This window comes from Streptomyces sp. MBT53, assembly GCF_016654115.1.
Taxonomy (GTDB): Bacteria; Actinomycetota; Actinomycetes; order Streptomycetales; family Streptomycetaceae; genus Streptomyces.
Genome location: NZ_JAEQAZ010000082.1, coordinates 19,955 through 36,044 on the forward strand (window position 1 = coordinate 19,955; position 16,090 = coordinate 36,044).

18 protein-coding genes are annotated in these 16,090 nt (G+C 70.9%); 11 read left to right on the plus strand and 7 right to left on the minus strand.

Going from position 1 to position 16,090, the window contains the following annotated elements; translation table 11 throughout:
• Positions 1-28: 28 nt before the first annotated feature.
• Entirely contained in the window at positions 29-259 is a 231-nt protein-coding gene (locus JHN45_RS27290; protein WP_200713133.1) for a chaplin, read from the plus strand.
• Positions 260-327: 68 nt separating this feature from the next.
• On the opposite strand, the gene JHN45_RS27295 is transcribed toward JHN45_RS27290, so the two are convergent.
• Positions 328-972, minus strand: coding sequence for a hypothetical protein (locus JHN45_RS27295; protein ID WP_236584159.1), 645 nt, complete (start codon positions 970-972; stop codon positions 328-330).
• 263 nt (positions 973-1,235) lie between these two features.
• Here JHN45_RS27295 and JHN45_RS27300 point away from each other — a divergent pair, with 263 nt between their 5' ends.
• From JHN45_RS27300 to JHN45_RS27340, 9 genes are all read left to right on the plus strand, one after another.
• Positions 1,236-2,156 (plus strand): SGNH/GDSL hydrolase family protein, encoded by a 921-nt coding sequence (locus tag JHN45_RS27300; protein ID WP_201051022.1) that lies wholly within the window; start codon positions 1,236-1,238, stop codon positions 2,154-2,156.
• Positions 2,157-2,271: 115 nt separating this feature from the next.
• Positions 2,272-3,912 (plus strand): phosphoglucomutase (alpha-D-glucose-1,6-bisphosphate-dependent), encoded by a 1,641-nt coding sequence (gene pgm / locus JHN45_RS27305; protein ID WP_201051023.1) that lies wholly within the window; start codon positions 2,272-2,274, stop codon positions 3,910-3,912.
• A gap of 102 nt (positions 3,913-4,014) precedes the next feature.
• Complete coding sequence (nhaA, locus tag JHN45_RS27310) at positions 4,015-5,898, plus strand: Na+/H+ antiporter NhaA (RefSeq protein ID WP_201051024.1); 1,884 nt, start codon at positions 4,015-4,017, stop codon at positions 5,896-5,898.
• A 61-nt stretch (positions 5,899-5,959) separates the two neighbouring features.
• A complete protein-coding gene (locus JHN45_RS27315; RefSeq protein WP_201051025.1) occupies positions 5,960-6,322 on the plus strand; it encodes a hypothetical protein in 363 nt (120 codons plus the stop codon).
• A gap of 107 nt (positions 6,323-6,429) precedes the next feature.
• A complete protein-coding gene (gene rpmG / locus JHN45_RS27320) occupies positions 6,430-6,594 on the plus strand; it encodes a 50S ribosomal protein L33 (RefSeq protein ID WP_019068175.1) in 165 nt (54 codons plus the stop codon).
• Positions 6,595-6,644: 50 nt separating this feature from the next.
• Positions 6,645-6,893, plus strand: coding sequence for a type B 50S ribosomal protein L31 (locus tag JHN45_RS27325; RefSeq protein ID WP_201051026.1), 249 nt, complete (start codon positions 6,645-6,647; stop codon positions 6,891-6,893).
• Positions 6,890-7,012, plus strand: coding sequence for a type B 50S ribosomal protein L36 (gene ykgO, locus JHN45_RS27330; RefSeq protein ID WP_006130958.1), 123 nt, complete (start codon positions 6,890-6,892; stop codon positions 7,010-7,012). The genes JHN45_RS27325 and ykgO overlap by 4 nt, the downstream gene beginning before the upstream one ends.
• Before the next feature lie 140 nt (positions 7,013-7,152).
• Positions 7,153-7,992: a PP2C family protein-serine/threonine phosphatase gene (locus tag JHN45_RS27335; protein WP_200713127.1), complete on the plus strand. Its 840-nt coding sequence runs from the start codon at positions 7,153-7,155 to the stop codon at positions 7,990-7,992.
• 48 nt (positions 7,993-8,040) lie between these two features.
• Positions 8,041-9,015 (plus strand): MASE1 domain-containing protein, encoded by a 975-nt coding sequence (locus JHN45_RS27340; RefSeq protein ID WP_200713126.1) that lies wholly within the window; start codon positions 8,041-8,043, stop codon positions 9,013-9,015.
• 12 nt (positions 9,016-9,027) lie between these two features.
• Here the strand turns inward: JHN45_RS27340 and JHN45_RS54430 are convergent, their stop codons facing one another.
• On the minus strand, positions 9,028-10,164 hold the full coding sequence (locus tag JHN45_RS54430; protein WP_201051027.1) for a PP2C family protein-serine/threonine phosphatase: 1,137 nt from the start codon (positions 10,162-10,164) through the stop codon (positions 9,028-9,030).
• Between the two features lie 187 nt (positions 10,165-10,351).
• On the opposite strand from JHN45_RS54430, the gene JHN45_RS27350 reads away from it, so the two are divergent.
• A complete protein-coding gene (locus JHN45_RS27350) occupies positions 10,352-11,080 on the plus strand; it encodes a hypothetical protein (protein ID WP_200713124.1) in 729 nt (242 codons plus the stop codon).
• Here the strand turns inward: JHN45_RS27350 and JHN45_RS27355 are convergent.
• The 5 genes from JHN45_RS27355 to JHN45_RS27375 form a co-directional block, all read right to left on the minus strand.
• Positions 11,046-11,579, minus strand: coding sequence for a TerD family protein (locus JHN45_RS27355; RefSeq protein WP_200713123.1), 534 nt, complete (start codon positions 11,577-11,579; stop codon positions 11,046-11,048). The genes JHN45_RS27350 and JHN45_RS27355 overlap by 35 nt on opposite strands.
• Before the next feature lie 95 nt (positions 11,580-11,674).
• A complete protein-coding gene (locus tag JHN45_RS27360) occupies positions 11,675-12,748 on the minus strand; it encodes a M20/M25/M40 family metallo-hydrolase (protein WP_201051029.1) in 1,074 nt (357 codons plus the stop codon).
• A 145-nt stretch (positions 12,749-12,893) separates the two neighbouring features.
• The gene (gene argG, locus JHN45_RS27365; RefSeq protein ID WP_200713122.1) at positions 12,894-14,339 is read right to left on the minus strand and encodes an argininosuccinate synthase; all 1,446 of its coding nucleotides are present in this window, start codon (positions 14,337-14,339) and stop codon (positions 12,894-12,896) included.
• Between the two features lie 113 nt (positions 14,340-14,452).
• The gene (locus JHN45_RS27370; RefSeq protein ID WP_200713121.1) at positions 14,453-15,454 is read right to left on the minus strand and encodes an ABC transporter substrate-binding protein; all 1,002 of its coding nucleotides are present in this window, start codon (positions 15,452-15,454) and stop codon (positions 14,453-14,455) included.
• Positions 15,455-15,506: 52 nt separating this feature from the next.
• A partial coding sequence (locus JHN45_RS27375; protein ID WP_374195647.1) for an ABC transporter permease occupies positions 15,507-16,090 on the minus strand: 584 nt, incomplete at its 5' end.

The window sequence follows — 16,090 nt, forward strand, 5'->3', positions numbered from 1 at the left end:
ATGCCCCTCCGAATGACAGGAGTTCTCCATGAGGAAGCGTCTGACGGCCGCAGTGGGTCTGGCGGGTGCGGCGTTGCTGCTGTGCGCGGGTACGGCGAGCGCGGACCCCGACCCCGTCGGTGCCGCCGTCGGCAGCCCGGGCGTGCTCTCCGGAAACGTCATCCAGGTGCCGATCGACCTGGACCTCAACGTGTGCGGCAACACGATCAACGTGATCGGTCTGCTGAACCCGGCGGCGGGCAACCACTGCGAAGGCTGACGCGCCGTACCGCGAACGAGCCGTGGGCCCCGTGCTCGCGGCTCGTTCCACGTGTCGGGGGACGCGTGTCAAGGGACGTCGGTCAGCCGGTGCAGGGGAGTGCCGTGGGCCCAGCGCCGTAATCGCGTGCCGTCGATGAGCTGGACGCCGCCCTGCCGGCGCGCCCATCGCACATCACGCCCGCTGAAGGTCCCCCGGTGGACGACGAGCCGGAGATGCGGCCCGGAACCGGCGGTACGTCCTGAGCGCGTCGGCGCCTCCTCGTCGGGCAGCGGTTCGGCGACCGGCCGGAAGGCCACCTCCAGACGGTGACCACGCCGGTTGCGGGCCCGGACCCGGGGCTGACCCAGCGCGTCGGGCCGGGCCAGCGCCCGCCAGCCGTCCCGGCGCAGCATCCGGGACACGGCCAGCGCGAGGCCCTCCACATCCAGATCGGCGATCTCCTCGGGCGTGTAGAAACCCAGACGGCGACGGGCCAGCGGCCGGTGGTGCACGACCGCGCCCCCGACGGCCGCACCGAGCAGCGCAAGACCGCCGACGAGCGCCCCGGTGCCGAACGCGCGGTACGCGACGGCCAGGCCGGCCACGATCCCGCACACGACGACGGCCACGACCACGAGCGCGGGCAGCACCTCGCGCAGTCCCGGGCCGTAGCGTCCCTGGGCGCGCAGCGCACGGATCGTCTCCCGCCGCCTCTGCCGCCTCTGCGTCAACAGGGCCAACTCCCCCCACCCCCAAGCGCGTTGGCGTCTGCGGTAGAGATACCCGGCGGAGCTGGTCCATGTGCGCGTGGAAGGGAACCGGCCACCGAACCGGCCGAACCATTTCGGCGCGCCTTGCCCCTGAGGGCAGCGAACTCCTCCCTTCCGACCTCTGGCACCTCGGGGCTACCGACCGGTATACAAGGCCAGTTGAAGGAGAGACGACCACGTCGGGCCCGGCCCGTCGCGCGTCTCCTACCTGGGGGAGGAACTCCATGAACCGTGAGACGCATCCGGCCGCGTCGGCGCACCACCGCGGCAGGGCCGCGGCGGTCGCGGCGGCGGTCAGCGGCTGTGCCCTCGTCGTCGCGTCCGCTGCACCGGCGGCGGCACACGACTCTGGCCACGGACACGACCGCACCACGCAGTACGTGGCGCTCGGGGACTCCTACACGTCGGGCCCGTACATCCCGACCCAGGTGGACGCCAACTGCGCCCGCTCCGACCACAATTACCCCTCGGTGGTGACCGCGGACCAGAGAGGGACCGTCCTCAAGGACGTGAGCTGCAGCGGGGCGACGACGGCGGAGATGTGGCAGGCACAGGGCACCAACCCGCCCCAACTGGACGCCGTACAGCGGGACACGGACCTGGTGACCGTCCAGATCGGCGGCAACGACATCGGGTTCAGCACCATCATCGGCACCTGCGCCAAGCTCAGCGCCACGGACCTGGCGGGCAATCCCTGCCAGCGCTACTACAACTCCTCCGGCGCCGACCAGTTGGCGCTGACCATCCTCAACACCGCGCCCAAGGTGGCCAAGGTGCTGCGCGCGGTCCACAAGAAGGCACCGCACGCGCGCGTGCTCGTCGTCGGCTACCCGGACCTCCTGCCCGACGACGGCAGCGGCTGCTACCCCTCGGTGCCGTTCGCCGCCAAGGACTTCCCCTACCTCCGCGACACGGGCAAGCGCCTCAACCTGATGCTGCGTCTGGTGGCCGCGTTCAACGGCGCGGAGTACGTCGACACCTACGGCCCGACCGTCGGCCACGACATGTGCAAGGCACCAGCCGACCGCTGGATAGAGCCGCTGCAGCCCGCCTCCCCGGCGGCTCCCGCGCACCCCAACGCGAAGGGCGAGGCGGCCATGGCGGGCGCGGTCCTGAAGCAACTGGACCGGCGTCACCGGTACTGACGGACAGCGCGGGCCCGGGTTTTCCACAGGCGGCGGGGGTGTACTCGCTAAACGCGCCCCTGACGAGGAAAGATGGGGCCGTACGCGAAGTCGGTCGATGCGGAGGAGCGGGCAGATGCCACACGAGCGAGCGGGCGAGCAGGCCCGCGCCGAGGATCTCGTAGACGTAGCCCGACTGGTCACCGCGTACTACGCGCTGCACCCGGACCCCGCCGAGCCGGGGCAGCGCGTCGCGTTCGGCACCTCCGGGCACCGCGGGTCCTCCCTGAACACGGCGTTCAACGAGGACCACATCGCCGCCACCAGCCAGGCCATCTGCGAGTACCGGGCAGGCCAGAGCACCGACGGCCCGCTCTTCCTCGGGGCCGACACCCACGCGCTGTCCGAGCCCGCGCAGGTCACCGCGCTGGAGGTGTTCGCCGCCAACGAGGTCACCGTCCTCATCGACAGCGCGGACGGCTACACGCCCACCCCGGCGGTGTCCCACGCCATCCTCACCCACAACCGCGGCCGGACCTCGGGCCTCGCGGACGGCGTCGTGGTCACCCCGTCGCACAACCCGCCCGCCGACGGCGGCTTCAAGTACAACCCGCCCAACGGCGGCCCGGCCGGCTCCGAGATCACCTCCTGGATCCAGGACCGCGCCAACGAGATCATCGCGAGCGGCATGAAGGACGTCCGCCGCGTCCCGTACACCCGCGCGCTCGCCGCCCCCGGCACCGGCCGCTACGACTTCCTCGGCACGTACGTCGCCGACCTGCCTAACGTCCTCGACCTGGACGCGATCAGGACGGCCGGAGTGCGGATCGGCGCCGACCCGCTGGGCGGGGCGTCCGTCGCCTACTGGGGGCGCATCGCCGAAGAGCACCGGCTCGACCTGACCGTGGTCAATCCGCTCACGGACCCGACCTGGCGGTTCATGACGCTGGACTGGGACGGCAAGATCCGCATGGACTGCTCGTCGCCGTACGCGATGGCCTCGCTGATCGCACAGCGTGACCGGTTCGACATCGCCACCGGCAACGACGCCGACTCCGACCGGCACGGCATCGTCACGCCGGACGCCGGCCTGATGAACCCGAACCACTATCTGGCCGTGGCCATTTCGTACCTCTACGCCCACCGCGAGCGGTGGCCCGCGGACGCCGGGGTCGGCAAGACCCTCGTGTCCTCCTCGATGATCGACCGGGTCGCCGCCGACCTCGGGCGCCGGCTCGTCGAGGTGCCCGTCGGCTTCAAGTGGTTCGTGGACGGCCTGGTCGACGGCTCGCTCGGCTTCGGCGGCGAGGAGTCGGCCGGCGCGTCCTTCCTGCGCCGGGACGGCTCCGTGTGGACCACCGACAAGGACGGCATCATCCTCGCGCTGCTCGCCAGCGAGATCACCGCCGTCACCGGGAAGACGCCGTCGCAGCACTACGCCGGCCTCACGGACCGCTTCGGCACCCCGGCCTACGCCCGGATCGACGCCCCCGCGAACCGCGAGGAGAAGGCGCTGCTCGCCAAGCTCTCGCCCGCGCAGGTCACCGCCGACACCCTCGCCGGTGAGCCCGTCACCGGCGTCCTCACCGAGGCGCCCGGCAACGGCGCGGCCCTCGGCGGCATCAAGGTGACCACCGCCAACGCCTGGTTCGCGGCGCGGCCCTCCGGCACCGAGGATGTGTACAAGATCTACGCCGAGTCCTTCCTCGGCCCGGACCACCTCGGCCAGGTGCAGGAGGAGGCGAAGGCCGTGGTGGGGGCGGCGCTCGGCGGCTGACCGCACTGTCGGCCGCGGTGCGGGCCGCCTCAGGAATGAAGGGTGTGGCGGCCGGTGTTGGGCGACAGGTGAGTCACGACGTCAGACGAAAGTGAACCCCGTATGTCCTTGGAAGCCACCGACTACACGGGGCAGACGTCGTGCGGCGACGAAGCCCGCACCCCGCTGCGCGACTTCCTGCGGACCGAGACCGGGAGTGCCGCCGTCCTCGTGGCGGCGGCGCTGGTCGCGCTCGTCTGGGCCAATGTCACGCCCTCGGCGTACGACTCGTTCTGGGAGACCCACCTCTCCCTCCGGCTCGGCTCGCACGGCGTCTCCCTCGACCTTCGCGAGTGGGTCAACAGCGGGCTGATGACGCTGTTCTTCCTCGTCGTCGGCCTGGAGGCGCGCCGCGAGTTCGACATGGGCGAGCTGCGCGAACGCAAGCGGCTCGCGCTGCCGCTCGTCGCGGGCCTGAGCGGCATGCTCGTGCCGATCGGCATCTACCTGGCGATCAACGCCGGCCATGGAACGGCGGACGGCTGGGGCGCGGCGATGTCCACCGACACGGCGTTCGCGCTCGGCATGCTGGCCGTCGTGGGCCGGGGCATGCCGCCCGGACTGCGTGTCTTCCTCCTCACGATCACCGTCGTCGACGACTTCCTCGCGCTCGTGGTGATCGCCGTCTTCTACAGCGAGCACATCGCCGTACCGGCGCTCCTGGTCGCCGTGGGCACCTTCGCCGTGGTCGTGCTGCTGCGGCGGTTCAGGGTGCGCCGGGGGCCCGTGTACGCGCTGCTCGGGGTCGTCGCCTGGGTCGCCCTGCTCAAGTCGGGCGTGGACCCTGTCGTCATCGGCCTCGCCATGGGGCTGATCACGTTCGCCTACCCGGCGGGACGCGACGACCTGGAACGCGCCACCGGACTGTTCCGGCTCTTCCGCGAGCAGCCCACACCCGAACTCGAACGTGACGTACGGGCCGGTATCGCCGCGTCCATCTCCCCGAACGACCGTCTCCAGCGCATGTACCACCCGTGGGCGAGCTATGTCGTGGTCCCGCTGTTCGCGCTGGCCAACGCCGGGCTCCAGATCAGCGGGGAGCAACTGGCGCGAGCCTTCACCTCGCCCGTCGGGCTCGGCATTCTCATCGGGTACGTCGTCGGCAAGCCGCTCGGCATCGTCGCCTCGACGGCGCTGACCAGCGTCCTGTCCCGGGGCCGGGTCCGGCCGCCGGTCGGCTGGGGCGCCGTGACCGCGGGCGGCACCCTCGCGGGCGTCGGCTTCACCGTCTCCCTGCTGATCGCGACGCTCGCCTTCGACGGGACCACCCTGGAGGACGCGAAGACGGGCATCCTCAGCGCCGTCGTCGGCTCGTTCCTGGTCTCCCGGCTGGTCACCGGGGTGATCGGCCTGCTGCCGCCGCAGATCCGGCCCCGGGTGCTGTTCGGCCGCGCGGAGACCATCGTCGACCTGTCCGTCCCCGTCGACCCCGACCGCGACCACCTGCGCGGCCCGCGGCACGCCCCGGTGACCGTGGTGGAGTACGGCGACTACGAGTGCCCGTACTGCGGCATGGCCGAGCCGGTCGTCCGCGAACTGCTCGGCGACTTCGGGGACGAGGTGCGGTACGTGTGGCGGCACCTCCCGCTCACCGACGTCCACCTCCACGCCCAGCTCGCCGCCGAGGCCGCGGAGGCCGCCGCGCTGCAGGGCGGCTACTGGGAGATGCACGACCTGCTGCTCAGCCACCAGGGTGCCCTGCGCCTCAAGGACCTGCGGGGCTACGCCGAACAGATCGGTCTGGACACCGCCCGCTTCGAACGGGACATGCGGGCCCACGCCGGGGCGGGCCATGTCGCCGAGGACGTGGAGTCGGCCGACCTCAGCGGGGTCGCGGGCACGCCCACCTTCTTCGTGAACGGCCGCCGGCACCACGGCGCCTACGACATCGAGGGCCTCTCCCAGGCCGTACGGGCCGCTCGGGAGCGGGCCGCGGTGGCGGCGTAGGCGGCCCGGCCCGCGGGTGACCGGCGGGTCCGCGGCCACGCGGCGCTGCCACAATGCTCGCGTGGACGAACAGGACCCGGGGCCGCGGGCCCACATCGAACGGCTCATCGGTCCGCTGAAGACGAACATGCCCAGAGCCGGGGACTTCGGTTTCGAGGCGATTCGGCGGCTCGGGAACCCGGTGCCGCTCCTGGCGAACGACGGCGAGCGGCCGTTGGAGCTGTGGCTGGAGCCGTTCGGGCAGGACTACTGGCTGGAGCCCGGCGAGGCCGTGTACGTCACCTCGTACGGGACGTGGAGCGGCCACCCCTTCGAGACGAACCACGAGCCCGACCGCCTCACCGTCTGGGCCACGTCCTGGTTCGCGACGGTGTCCGACGGCGACGGCAACGAATTCCCCGCGGGCCGCCGGGACACCGCCTAGGTCCCACCGGGCAGAGCCGGGAATGCATCGACGGGTGCCCGTGTTGGAACGCATGTAGCTGACATGCTCGGGACAAGATCCCGGGATGTGGGCGGAAGGAGGTCCTCATGGCACGCACCACGAACCGTCCCGTCGTCACCCTCAGGTCGACGGCCGGGACCGGCGTCACCTACGTGACGCGCAAGAACCGTCGCAACGACCCCGACCGGCTGGTCCTGCGCAAGTACGACCCGGTCGCCGGCGAGCACGTCGAATTCCGCGAACAGCGTTGAACCCCGCAGAACGGCCGTCCCTCCGGGGAAGGCCTGAGGAAGGAAACACCATGAGGTCTGGCATCCACCCCGTGTCCCGCCCGGTCGTCTTCCGCGACCGTGCCGCGGACACCGCGTTCCTCACCACCTCGACCGCGCGGTCCGCGCGCACGATCGAGTGGGCGGACGGGAACACCTACCCGCTGATCGACGTCGAGATCTCGTCGGCCAGCCACCCCTTCTACACCGGCAACACACGGGTCGTGGACACCGCCGGCCGTGTGGAGCGCTTCGAGCGCCGCTACGGGAGGCAGTCATGAAGGTCCGCAAGTCCCTGCGCTCGCTGAAGGCCAAGCCTGGCGCGCAGGTGGTCCGCCGCCGCGGTGTGACATTCGTCATCAACAAGAAGGACCCGCGCTTCAAGGCCCGCCAGGGCTGAGACAGCGCAAACGACCGGTAGGCCCGGCCCCGCTACGGCGGTGGCCGGGCCTTTGTCGTGCCGTCCCGGTCCTTGGGTCCCGGGAGGAGAAGAATCGGTTCTTTATGCTTATAGCGGTACCAACCCCTTTGGAGTGGTCGATGTCCCGGATACGCCCAACGGACGACGGCGACGAGCTGCTGGCCCGGCTCGGGACGCTGACCGCCCAGGCGCGCGAGCGGGCCGAGCTGCAGCGCTCCCTGCTGCAACTGGCCGTCGCCCTGCAACGGGGCATGCTGCCCGGGGACATGCCCGTCACCCCCCGCTTCCACCTGGCGGTGAAGTACTCGCCCGCCAACCACGGCCTCAACGTGGGCGGCGACTGGTACGACGCCTTCACCATGCCCGACGGGCGCATAGGCCTGTCCATCGGCGACGTCCAGGGTCACAACATCGAGGCCGCCGCGTTCATGGGCCAGGTCAGGGTCGGCCTGCGCGCCCTCGCCTCCGTCACCAGCGAGCCCGGCGAACTCCTCGCCCTCACCAACGACCTGCTCCTGTCGCTGGGCACCGAACTCTTCGCGACCTGCACCTTCGTCCGGCTCGACCCGGCCACGGGGGTGCTGGAGAGCGCACGGGCCGGACACATACCCTCCGTCTGGGCCACCGCGGACGGCCGGTGTGGCATCGCCGACGACGAGGGCGGGCCGCCACTGGGCATCGTCGCCGGACAGCGGTACCCGGTGACCGAGCACCGGCTCACCACCGGGGGAGTCTTCGTCCTGGTGACCGACGGTGTGGTGGAGGGCCCTTCGATGAGCGTCGACGAAGGCCTCGACCAGGTGATGCGCCTCGCGGGAATCGCCGCCGTTGCGGGCATGGAGGCGGGCGCGCTCGCAGCCGCGGTGATCAAGGGGGCCGAGCGTGTGGGGCACGAGGACGACGCGGCCGTACTGGTCGTGGGACACGACGCGCCCGAGACCGGACCGTCCGGACCGTAGGGCCACCTCGCGTCGCTCGCCTCGCCGACATGGCGGGGTCGGTGTCTGATGGCAGCTGTGGTGGGTTTCGATGATCTGCGGCGACCGGCCGGGTACGCCCTCCTGACGCCGGCCGTCGCCGGCTGCTACTTCGCGGCGGGACGGCTCGGCCTGCTCCGCGAGCTGGTGGTCGAGGGCGCCGTGTTCACCCCGATCTACCCTCCCACCGGCGTGGCGGTCGCCGCCCTGCTGATCTTCGGCCTACGGGTCTGGCCCGGCATCGCCCTCGGCATCCTCTTCGTGATCATGTCCCTCACCTCGCTCCAGCCGACCGCGCTCGTCGTCCTCGCCGGCAACACCCTGGCCCCCGTCTGCGCGTACCTCATGCTGCGTCGGGTGGGCTTCCGCACCGATCTCGGCAGACTCCGCGACGGCCTGGCCCTGGTCTTCCTGGGCGCCCTGACCGCCATGCTGATCAGCGCGAGCTGCGGGGTCGTCCTCCTCGTCGTCACCGACAAGCTGGCCTCGCACTCCTTCTGGCCGGTCTGGCTGGGCTGGTGGGTGGGCGACGCGATGGGCGTGCTCATCGTCACCCCGCTCCTGCTCATGCTGCGCACGGTGCGTTTCCCGCTGGACCTGCACCGCTGGAAGGAGGCCCTGCTGCTGGTGGCCACCATCGCCGTCATCGTCCCCTTGGTCACCCACAGCCATGTGAGCCTGCTGTTCCTGGTCTATCCGCTGCTGATCTGGGCGGCGCTGCGGTTCCGGTTCGCGGGCAGCATGCTGTGCGCCCTGTTCGCCTCCGTCATGGCCACCATCGCGGCGACCCGGGAGTCGGGTCCCTTCGCCGACCTGACGCATGTCGAGGTGATGATGAAACTCCAGGCCTTCAACGGCACGATGGCCCTCACCGCCCTGCTGCTCTCCTCCGTCATCACCGAGCAGCGCAACACCAGACTCTCGGTGGAACAGGCCTGCCAGGAACTGGCCGAGGTTCTGGAACACCTCACCGCGGGCGACCCCCGCCAGGGCGGCCGCCCCTAATTGGTCCCTTCCTCAGAGAAGGCCCGCGTCGCCCCTGCGGCGCAGCACGAGCAGCGCGGTGTCGTCGCGGGGCATGCCCGCCGTATGGCGGCGCAGATCGCCGTAGACGGTGGCCGGGACGTCCTTCGGGAGGACGTCGCCCCAGGCCGCGGCCCGTTCCTCAAGGGGGTAGAAGACCCCGGACGGGTCGCGGGCCTCGGTGACGCCGTCCGTGCAGAGCAGCAGCGTGCCGTCGGCGGGGAAGGCGAACCACTCGACGGTACGGGGCTCGGGGGCCAGCGCGTCCAGGCCCAGCGGCACGCAGGGCTCCTGCCGCAGCACCGGATCGGCCCGCTCGTCGCGCAGCAGCAGGGGCGCCACGTGACCGCAGTTGATCGCCTGGACCTCCTGCTCGCCGTCTACGCCCAGGACGATCGCCGTCACGAACCGCTCCCGGTCACCGGTCTGCGCCGCGAAGGAGTTGTGCCGGAGCACCGCCTCCTCCAGGGCGTCCACCACGGCCGTGAGCGTGGGCTCGGCCACGGCCGCCTCACGGAACGCGCTCAGGACGGCGAAGGCCGCGCTGATCGCCTGGAGGCCCTTGCCCTGGACGTCGGCGATGAAGACCCGGGTGCCGTACGGGGAGGCGACGACCTCGTAGACGTCACCGCCGACCCGGCTGTCCTCCTCGACCGGCCGGTACAGACCGTGGACCAGCAACTGGTCGGTCATCAGGGGGAACGGGCGCAGGATCTGCCGTTGGAGAGCGGCCGCGGCGGAACGCAGCCGGGCGATCTCGCCCTCCCAGCGGATCCGCTGCGCCGCCCGCGCCACGCTGAGCCCGTTGAACACCAGGGCGAAGGCGACGACCGCCGCGTCCGCCCCCACCGTGTGCAGCGGGCTGTCGAAGAGTGAACCGACGATGACGATCGTCACCCACACGGACGCCACAGTGGTCTGCCGCACAGTGCCACGCCCCGCGATCAGCGCGGGCAGCACCACCAGAAAGGGGGCCGGCCGGGTGTCGCGGCCCAGGGCGATACCGGTCAACGCCACCAGCGCGGTGATGCTGACCAGCCAGAACACCACCGCGGCCCAGCTGAGCGGAGGCGTCGTCCGGTGCCCCGCGTCGGCCGCGGTGGAACCGGCCGGATCTCCGGAGATACGCACCGGCCCTCCCACTGCCTGCGGTCGTCGGCCAACCGTCGGGAACAGTTCCCACTCTTCAATATCAGCCCCACGCGTACCGTTCGCGAGCCGCAACACCACTCCGGCCCGGACCGGGACGCACCTGACCCCGTCAGGGGGCTAGATTCCGATATGTGTGTTCGTCCAAGGGTGGGGGAGTGGGGAGAGCGTGTTCATCTGGCGCACACTGCGGGGTGAATGGCAGGGCATCGTCGTCGACCCCGTACGACAGTTGCTGCGGCGCGGACTGCCGGGTATGTCCCTGGCGTTCGTCGCCGCCTTCGGCGTCATCTTCTTCCACGCGCTGGCACAGCGGCCGGGCGGCGCCTCGATCGTCCGGCACCTCGGCGGCGTGCAGGGCGACCTGCCCCTGTGGCTCGCCCTGCTGCGCACCCCCATATCGCTGTACGTGCCGGCCCTCGACCTGCCCGTGTGGGCCGGCATCACCCAGCTGTTCCTGGCGTTCGCACTGGCCGAACTGGCCCTGGGCCGGGCTCGCACCCTGGTCGTCGCCTACGCGACGACCCTGGCCGGCACCCTCACCGTGCGCGTCATGCTCCTGATCGGACCCGGCTGCGGGGGCATCGGGCTGCGGCCCGAGATCGGGCACGTCCTCGACACCGGGCCGTCCGCGGCGGTCGTAGGACTCTTCACATATATCGCCGTCGTCCGCCGCGCACCCGTCGTGTTCTTCCTGACCGGCGGGTCGATGGTGTGGGAGTCGATCGTGAAGCCCAACCTGGCCGGCCGCGAACACCTCGTGGCGGTGGGCACCGCCATTGTCCTCGGTCTGGTCCACGAACTGCGCCACAGGCGCCCGACCACCGCCACCCTGCTCCCGCACTTCAAGGCGGACCGGCCGGTCAGGCCTGAGGCACGCTGCCCATCTCCGCACTGAACCCGACCGGCTCGCTGTCGAACCCGCGCACCATCGGGCGGAACTCCCAGGCCCCGGAGGCGTCCTTGGTGAACTCCCCGACCGTCGCCGCCGTGGACCCGCCCACCGCGGCGAAGTCGTCCGACAGCAGCTCCTTGTACCCCTCCACGACCAGGGCTCTGGCGTGCGACAGATCACCGAAGGTCCGTGTCCCGCCGTTCTGATGGATGGCCACCCCCACGACCACCCGTCCGAAGGACGATGCGAGCCGGTCGAGTTCGAGGACCATCACCTCCATGTAGCCGTACCCCTGGCCGGTCTCGCTGTGCCGGCTCATGTTGATCGTGCCGTCCGGCGAGCGGCTCTCGGAGTTGACGACGTACACCGGGCGTCCGTGCGGTGCGTCGGCGGAGTAGGTCGCCGCGACGATGTCCAGATGGCGCGGCTGCTGTCCCCAGGGACTCGGATCCCAGCGGAGTCGTACTTCGACCTTCCCCACGATCTTGCTGACACTGCTCACTGATCGCCGCTCCCGAATCGGGCCATCACGGGGCGTTTCCCGCATGGTCAAGTATCGCTCTTCGACGGCCTGTTGATGCCCACCGAACGGACCTGTCATGCCCGGGGTGAAGCGCTCCGGATCGCGTCCACCAGTCCGGCGACGAGGTTCGCCCGCTCGACCATCGACGCGACGAGCAGATACTCGTGGTCGGCGTGCGCCCCGCCGCCGACCGCGCCCAGGCCGTCGAGCGTCGGCACCCCCAGCGCGGCCGTGAAGTTGCCGTCGCTGCCACCGCCGACCGCCCTGCCCTCCAGGCCGGGGAGCAGCCGTTGCGCCACCGCGAACAGCCCGGCCGCCGCCGACTCGGGCATCGGCGGCCGGCCGACACTTCCTCGTACGGTGATCACGGCCTCGTCGAGACGCGGGGCGAGGGCGGCGAACGCGGACTCGATCCGCCGCGTCTCCTCGGCCGACTCGACGCGGACATCCACGACGACGGTCGCAGCCGCCGGTACGACATTGTCCAGCGTGCCCGCAGACGCCACGGTCGGGGTGACCGTCGTGCCGACCTCGGGCCGCCCCAACTCCGCGATGGCCAGCACCTGGTGGGCCGCCTCGACCAGCGCGTTCACCCCGGCGGCGGGCTCAAGACCCGCGTGCGAGGCCCGGCCCGCGACGGAGACCTCGAACGTGCCACAGCCCTTACGGCCGGTCTTCACACCCCCGCCGTCGGCGGCACCCTCGACCACCAGCACGGCACCGCAGGCGAGGGCGCGTTCCTCGATGAGGGCCCGGGAGGAGCGGGAGCCGACCTCCTCGTCGGCGGTCACCAGGATCTCGACGCCCGAGAGGTCGTCGAGCGAGGCCAGCCCGTGGATCGCCTGCACCAGACCGCCGAGCATGTCGAAGACACCGGGCCCGGTCGCCCGGCCGTCCTCGACCAGGAAGGGGCGGCGCGCGAGGGTGCCCAGCGGGAACACCGTGTCGTGGTGCCCGAGGATCAGCACACGGGGTGTGCCACCGCCGGACCAGTGGACGTGCGGCCCGCCTTCACTGTCGACGAGCACGGCCCGGCCACCGAGTCGCGCCTCGACGACAGCGGCCACGGTCTCGGCCGATTCGCGGAGGGCGTCCAGGTCACGGGAGGGGGACTCGACCTCGACGAGGGTCCGGAGGTCTTCGATCATCGCGTCGACACTCACGCCGACCGTCTCGCTTGTGGTCACAGGGGGAAGCGTACGTGGACCCCGTCTCCCACCCGGACGACGAAGGGCCGGCCCGACGGCGAACGCGTCGAACCGGCCCAACGGCGGTGCTGATCCAAGGAGTTGGTCAGTCCGTGCCGGACTCCATCGCGGCGCGGTCCAGCAGCGCGTCGTCCTCGGAGACCTCGCCGCGGGAGGCGATGGCCTCGGCGCCGCCCTCCGGCATGCTGCCGATGAGACCGGTCGCGGCGGCCTGCGCGGCGCCGATCGCCGTGTTGCCGCTGCCGATCAGACCGAGCACCGCGTACTGCTCCAGCTTGGCGCGGGAGTCGGCGATGTCGAGGTTGCGCATGGTCAGCTGGCCGATCCGGTCCACCGGGCCGAACGCCGAGTCCTCGGTGCGCTCCATGGACAGCTTGTCCGGGTGGTAGCTGAACGCCGGGCCCGCGGTGTCGAGCAGCGAGTAGTCCTCGCCGCGCCGCAGCCGCAGGGTGACCTCGCCGGTGATCGCCGAGCCGACCCAGCGCTGCAGGGACTCCCGCACCATCAGCGCCTGCGGGTCCAGCCAGCGGCCCTCGTACATGAGGCGACCGAGACGCCGGCCCTCGTTGTGGTACTGGGCGACGGTGTCCTCGTTGTGGATCGCGTTCACGAGCCGCTCGTAGGCCGCGTGCAGCAGGGCCATGCCGGGCGCCTCGTAGATGCCACGGCTCTTGGCCTCGATGATCCGGTTCTCGATCTGGTCGGACATGCCCAGGCCGTGGCGGCCGCCGATGGCGTTGGCCTCCATCACCAGGTCGACGGGGGAGGAGAACTCCTTGCCGTTGATCGTCACCGGGCGGCCCTGGTCGAAGCCGATCGTCACGTCCTCGGTGACGATCTCGACCGACGGGTCCCAGAAGCGGACGCCCATGATCGGCTCCACGGTCTCCACGCCCGTGTCCAGGTGCTCAAGCGTCTTGGCCTCGTGGGTGGCACCCCAGATGTTGGCGTCGGTGGAGTACGCCTTCTCCGTGCTGTCGCGGTAGGGCAGCTCGTGCGCGAGCAGCCACTCCGACATCTCCTTGCGGCCGCCCAGCTCGGTCACGAAGTCCGCGTCCAGCCACGGCTTGTAGATCCGCAGATGCGGGTTGGCGAGCAGGCCGTAGCGGTAGAACCGCTCGATGTCGTTGCCCTTGAAGGTCGAGCCGTCGCCCCAGATCTGGACGTCGTCCTCCAGCATCGCCCGGACCAGCAGCGTGCCGGTGACGGCACGGCCCAGCGGGGTGGTGTTGAAATAGGCGCGCCCGCCGGAGCGGATGTGGAACGCCCCGCAGGTCAGCGCGGCCAGACCTTCCTCGACCAGCGCCGCACGGCAGTCGACCAGACGCGCGATCTCGGCGCCGTAGGCCTGCGCGCGGCCGGGCACCGAGGCGATGTCGGGCTCGTCGTACTGACCGATGTCGGCGGTGTAGGTGCAGGGGACGGCACCCTTGTCGCGCATCCAGGCGACCGCGACCGAGGTGTCGAGTCCGCCCGAGAAGGCGATGCCGACGCGCTCGCCGGTGGGGAGGGAGGTGAGGACCTTAGACATAGGAAGATTATGCACGCTCGCGCATGGTCATGCAAAGTCCCTCTGCTGGAGCAGTTCTGCCGGGCACCCCGCAAGCGGTGGGATGCCCGGCAGAACCCGTGGTCGCGGACCGGTCAGCAGCCCGCCTTGTAGAAGTACTTGCTGATCTCGGGCTGGTCCATGTTCGCCTTGGTGATGGCGACCATGTTGGTGCCGATCGACTTCTGGACCGACTTGCCCTCGAAGGCCGCGGCGAGCTGGTCGACGGCCTCCTTGCCGATCGCCGCCGGGTCCTGCGCGACCAGCACCTGGAGGGTGCCCGCCTTGAGGGACGCGACCTCGTCCGGCTCGGCGTCGAACGCGGCGACCTTCACCGTGCCCTGCTTGCCGGCCTGCTTGAGACCGGTGGCTATGCCGGTACCGGTGTTGGTGTTGCCCGCGAAGACACCGCCGAGGTCAGGGTGGGCCGCCAGCGTCGACTGGATCTGCGAGGCCGCGGTGGCCGGCAGGTCGTTGTCGTAGAGCGTGGGCAGCATCTTGATGTTCGGGTACTTCTTCATCTCCTCGGTGAAGCCCTTGATGCGGGCGTCCGTGGTGGAGACACCGGGCTTGACGCTGATGACGATCGCCGAGCCCTTCTCGTTCATCAGCTTCGCGAGCGCGTCGGCCGCCACCCGGCCGCCCTTCTCGTTGTCCGACGAGATCCGTGTCATGCCGATCGAGGGGTCGGTGACCGTGGTGTCGACGAGGGCGACCTTGGTCCCGGCCGACTGGATCTGCTTGAGCGACGGGGTGAGCGCGCTGACGTCGACCGGCGAGATCAGCAGACCGTCCGGCCGGGAGGCCGCCACCGAGTCGAGGAGGGGCCGCTGCACCGACACGTCCCACTGCGCGGAACCGTCCGCCGAGAAGTCCATGCCCTTGGCCTTGGCCTCGGTCTGCGCCGCACAGGTCATGGTGATGTAGAAGGGGTCGCTCTTCACGCCGGTGATCAGCCGGACCTTCTTCCCGGAGGCACCCCCCTTCGACCCCGAGCCACCGCTGTCGCTCGACGAGCTGCAGGCGGCGGCGCCGGTCAGGACCAGCACGGTGCCTGCGGCGACCAGTACTTTGCGCGTGATGCGAATGTTCGACATAAGGCAGTCCTCCAGGGTCGTACGAGGGTTGGGGCGAGGGTCGGGGAGGGGGTCACGCACGCTCTCGGGTCTTCCGGCGCATCTGGTCGATGTAGACGGCCGCGACCAGGACGACACCGACGGCGACGTCCTGCCAGTACTGCTGCACGCCGATGACGATCAGCCCGGTCGTCAGCACGGCGGGGATGAACACACCGATCACCGTGCCGAGTACGGAGCCGCGCCCGCCGAACAGGCTGGTACCGCCCAGGACCACCGCGGTGATCACCTTCAGGTTGTCGGTGGAGTGCCCGGCGATGGACGTCGTCCCGTACGAGGCCAGCCACATCACCGCGCCGAGACCCGCCAGCAGGCCCATCAGGCCGTACACCATGATCAGATGGCGGCCCACCGGGATGCCCGCGCGCCGGACGGCGGTCGGGTTGGAGCCGATCGCCAGGGTGTGGCTGCCGAACCTCGTGGCGCCGAGCACCGCACCGAACAGGGCGGTGACCGCCGCGGCCAGGATCACCATCCACGGGATGCCGGCCAACTTGCCGAAGCCCAGGCTGTTCTGGAGATGGGTGGCGGCGGCACCGGCCAGGACCCGGCCGGTGCCGCCGCCACCCATCTCCAGAACAGCCTGGGCTTCGGCAA

Coding starts and splice junctions, on each gene's coding strand:
- nhaA (WP_201051024.1), top strand. CDS start 4,015: ATGTCCTTGGAAGCCACCGACTACACGGGGCAGACGTCGTGCGGCGAC.
- JHN45_RS27360 (WP_201051029.1), bottom strand. CDS start 12,748: ATGATCGAAGACCTCCGGACCCTCGTCGAGGTCGAGTCCCCCTCCCGT.
- JHN45_RS27335 (WP_200713127.1), top strand. CDS start 7,153: ATGTCCCGGATACGCCCAACGGACGACGGCGACGAGCTGCTGGCCCGG.
- rpmG (WP_019068175.1), top strand. CDS start 6,430: ATGGCACGCACCACGAACCGTCCCGTCGTCACCCTCAGGTCGACGGCC.
- JHN45_RS27300 (WP_201051022.1), top strand. CDS start 1,236: ATGAACCGTGAGACGCATCCGGCCGCGTCGGCGCACCACCGCGGCAGG.
- ykgO (WP_006130958.1), top strand. CDS start 6,890: ATGAAGGTCCGCAAGTCCCTGCGCTCGCTGAAGGCCAAGCCTGGCGCG.
- JHN45_RS27340 (WP_200713126.1), top strand. CDS start 8,041: ATGGCAGCTGTGGTGGGTTTCGATGATCTGCGGCGACCGGCCGGGTAC.
- JHN45_RS27325 (WP_201051026.1), top strand. CDS start 6,645: ATGAGGTCTGGCATCCACCCCGTGTCCCGCCCGGTCGTCTTCCGCGAC.
- JHN45_RS27370 (WP_200713121.1), bottom strand. CDS start 15,454: ATGTCGAACATTCGCATCACGCGCAAAGTACTGGTCGCCGCAGGCACC.
- JHN45_RS27290 (WP_200713133.1), top strand. CDS start 29: ATGAGGAAGCGTCTGACGGCCGCAGTGGGTCTGGCGGGTGCGGCGTTG.
- pgm (WP_201051023.1), top strand. CDS start 2,272: ATGCCACACGAGCGAGCGGGCGAGCAGGCCCGCGCCGAGGATCTCGTA.
- argG (WP_200713122.1), bottom strand. CDS start 14,339: ATGTCTAAGGTCCTCACCTCCCTCCCCACCGGCGAGCGCGTCGGCATC.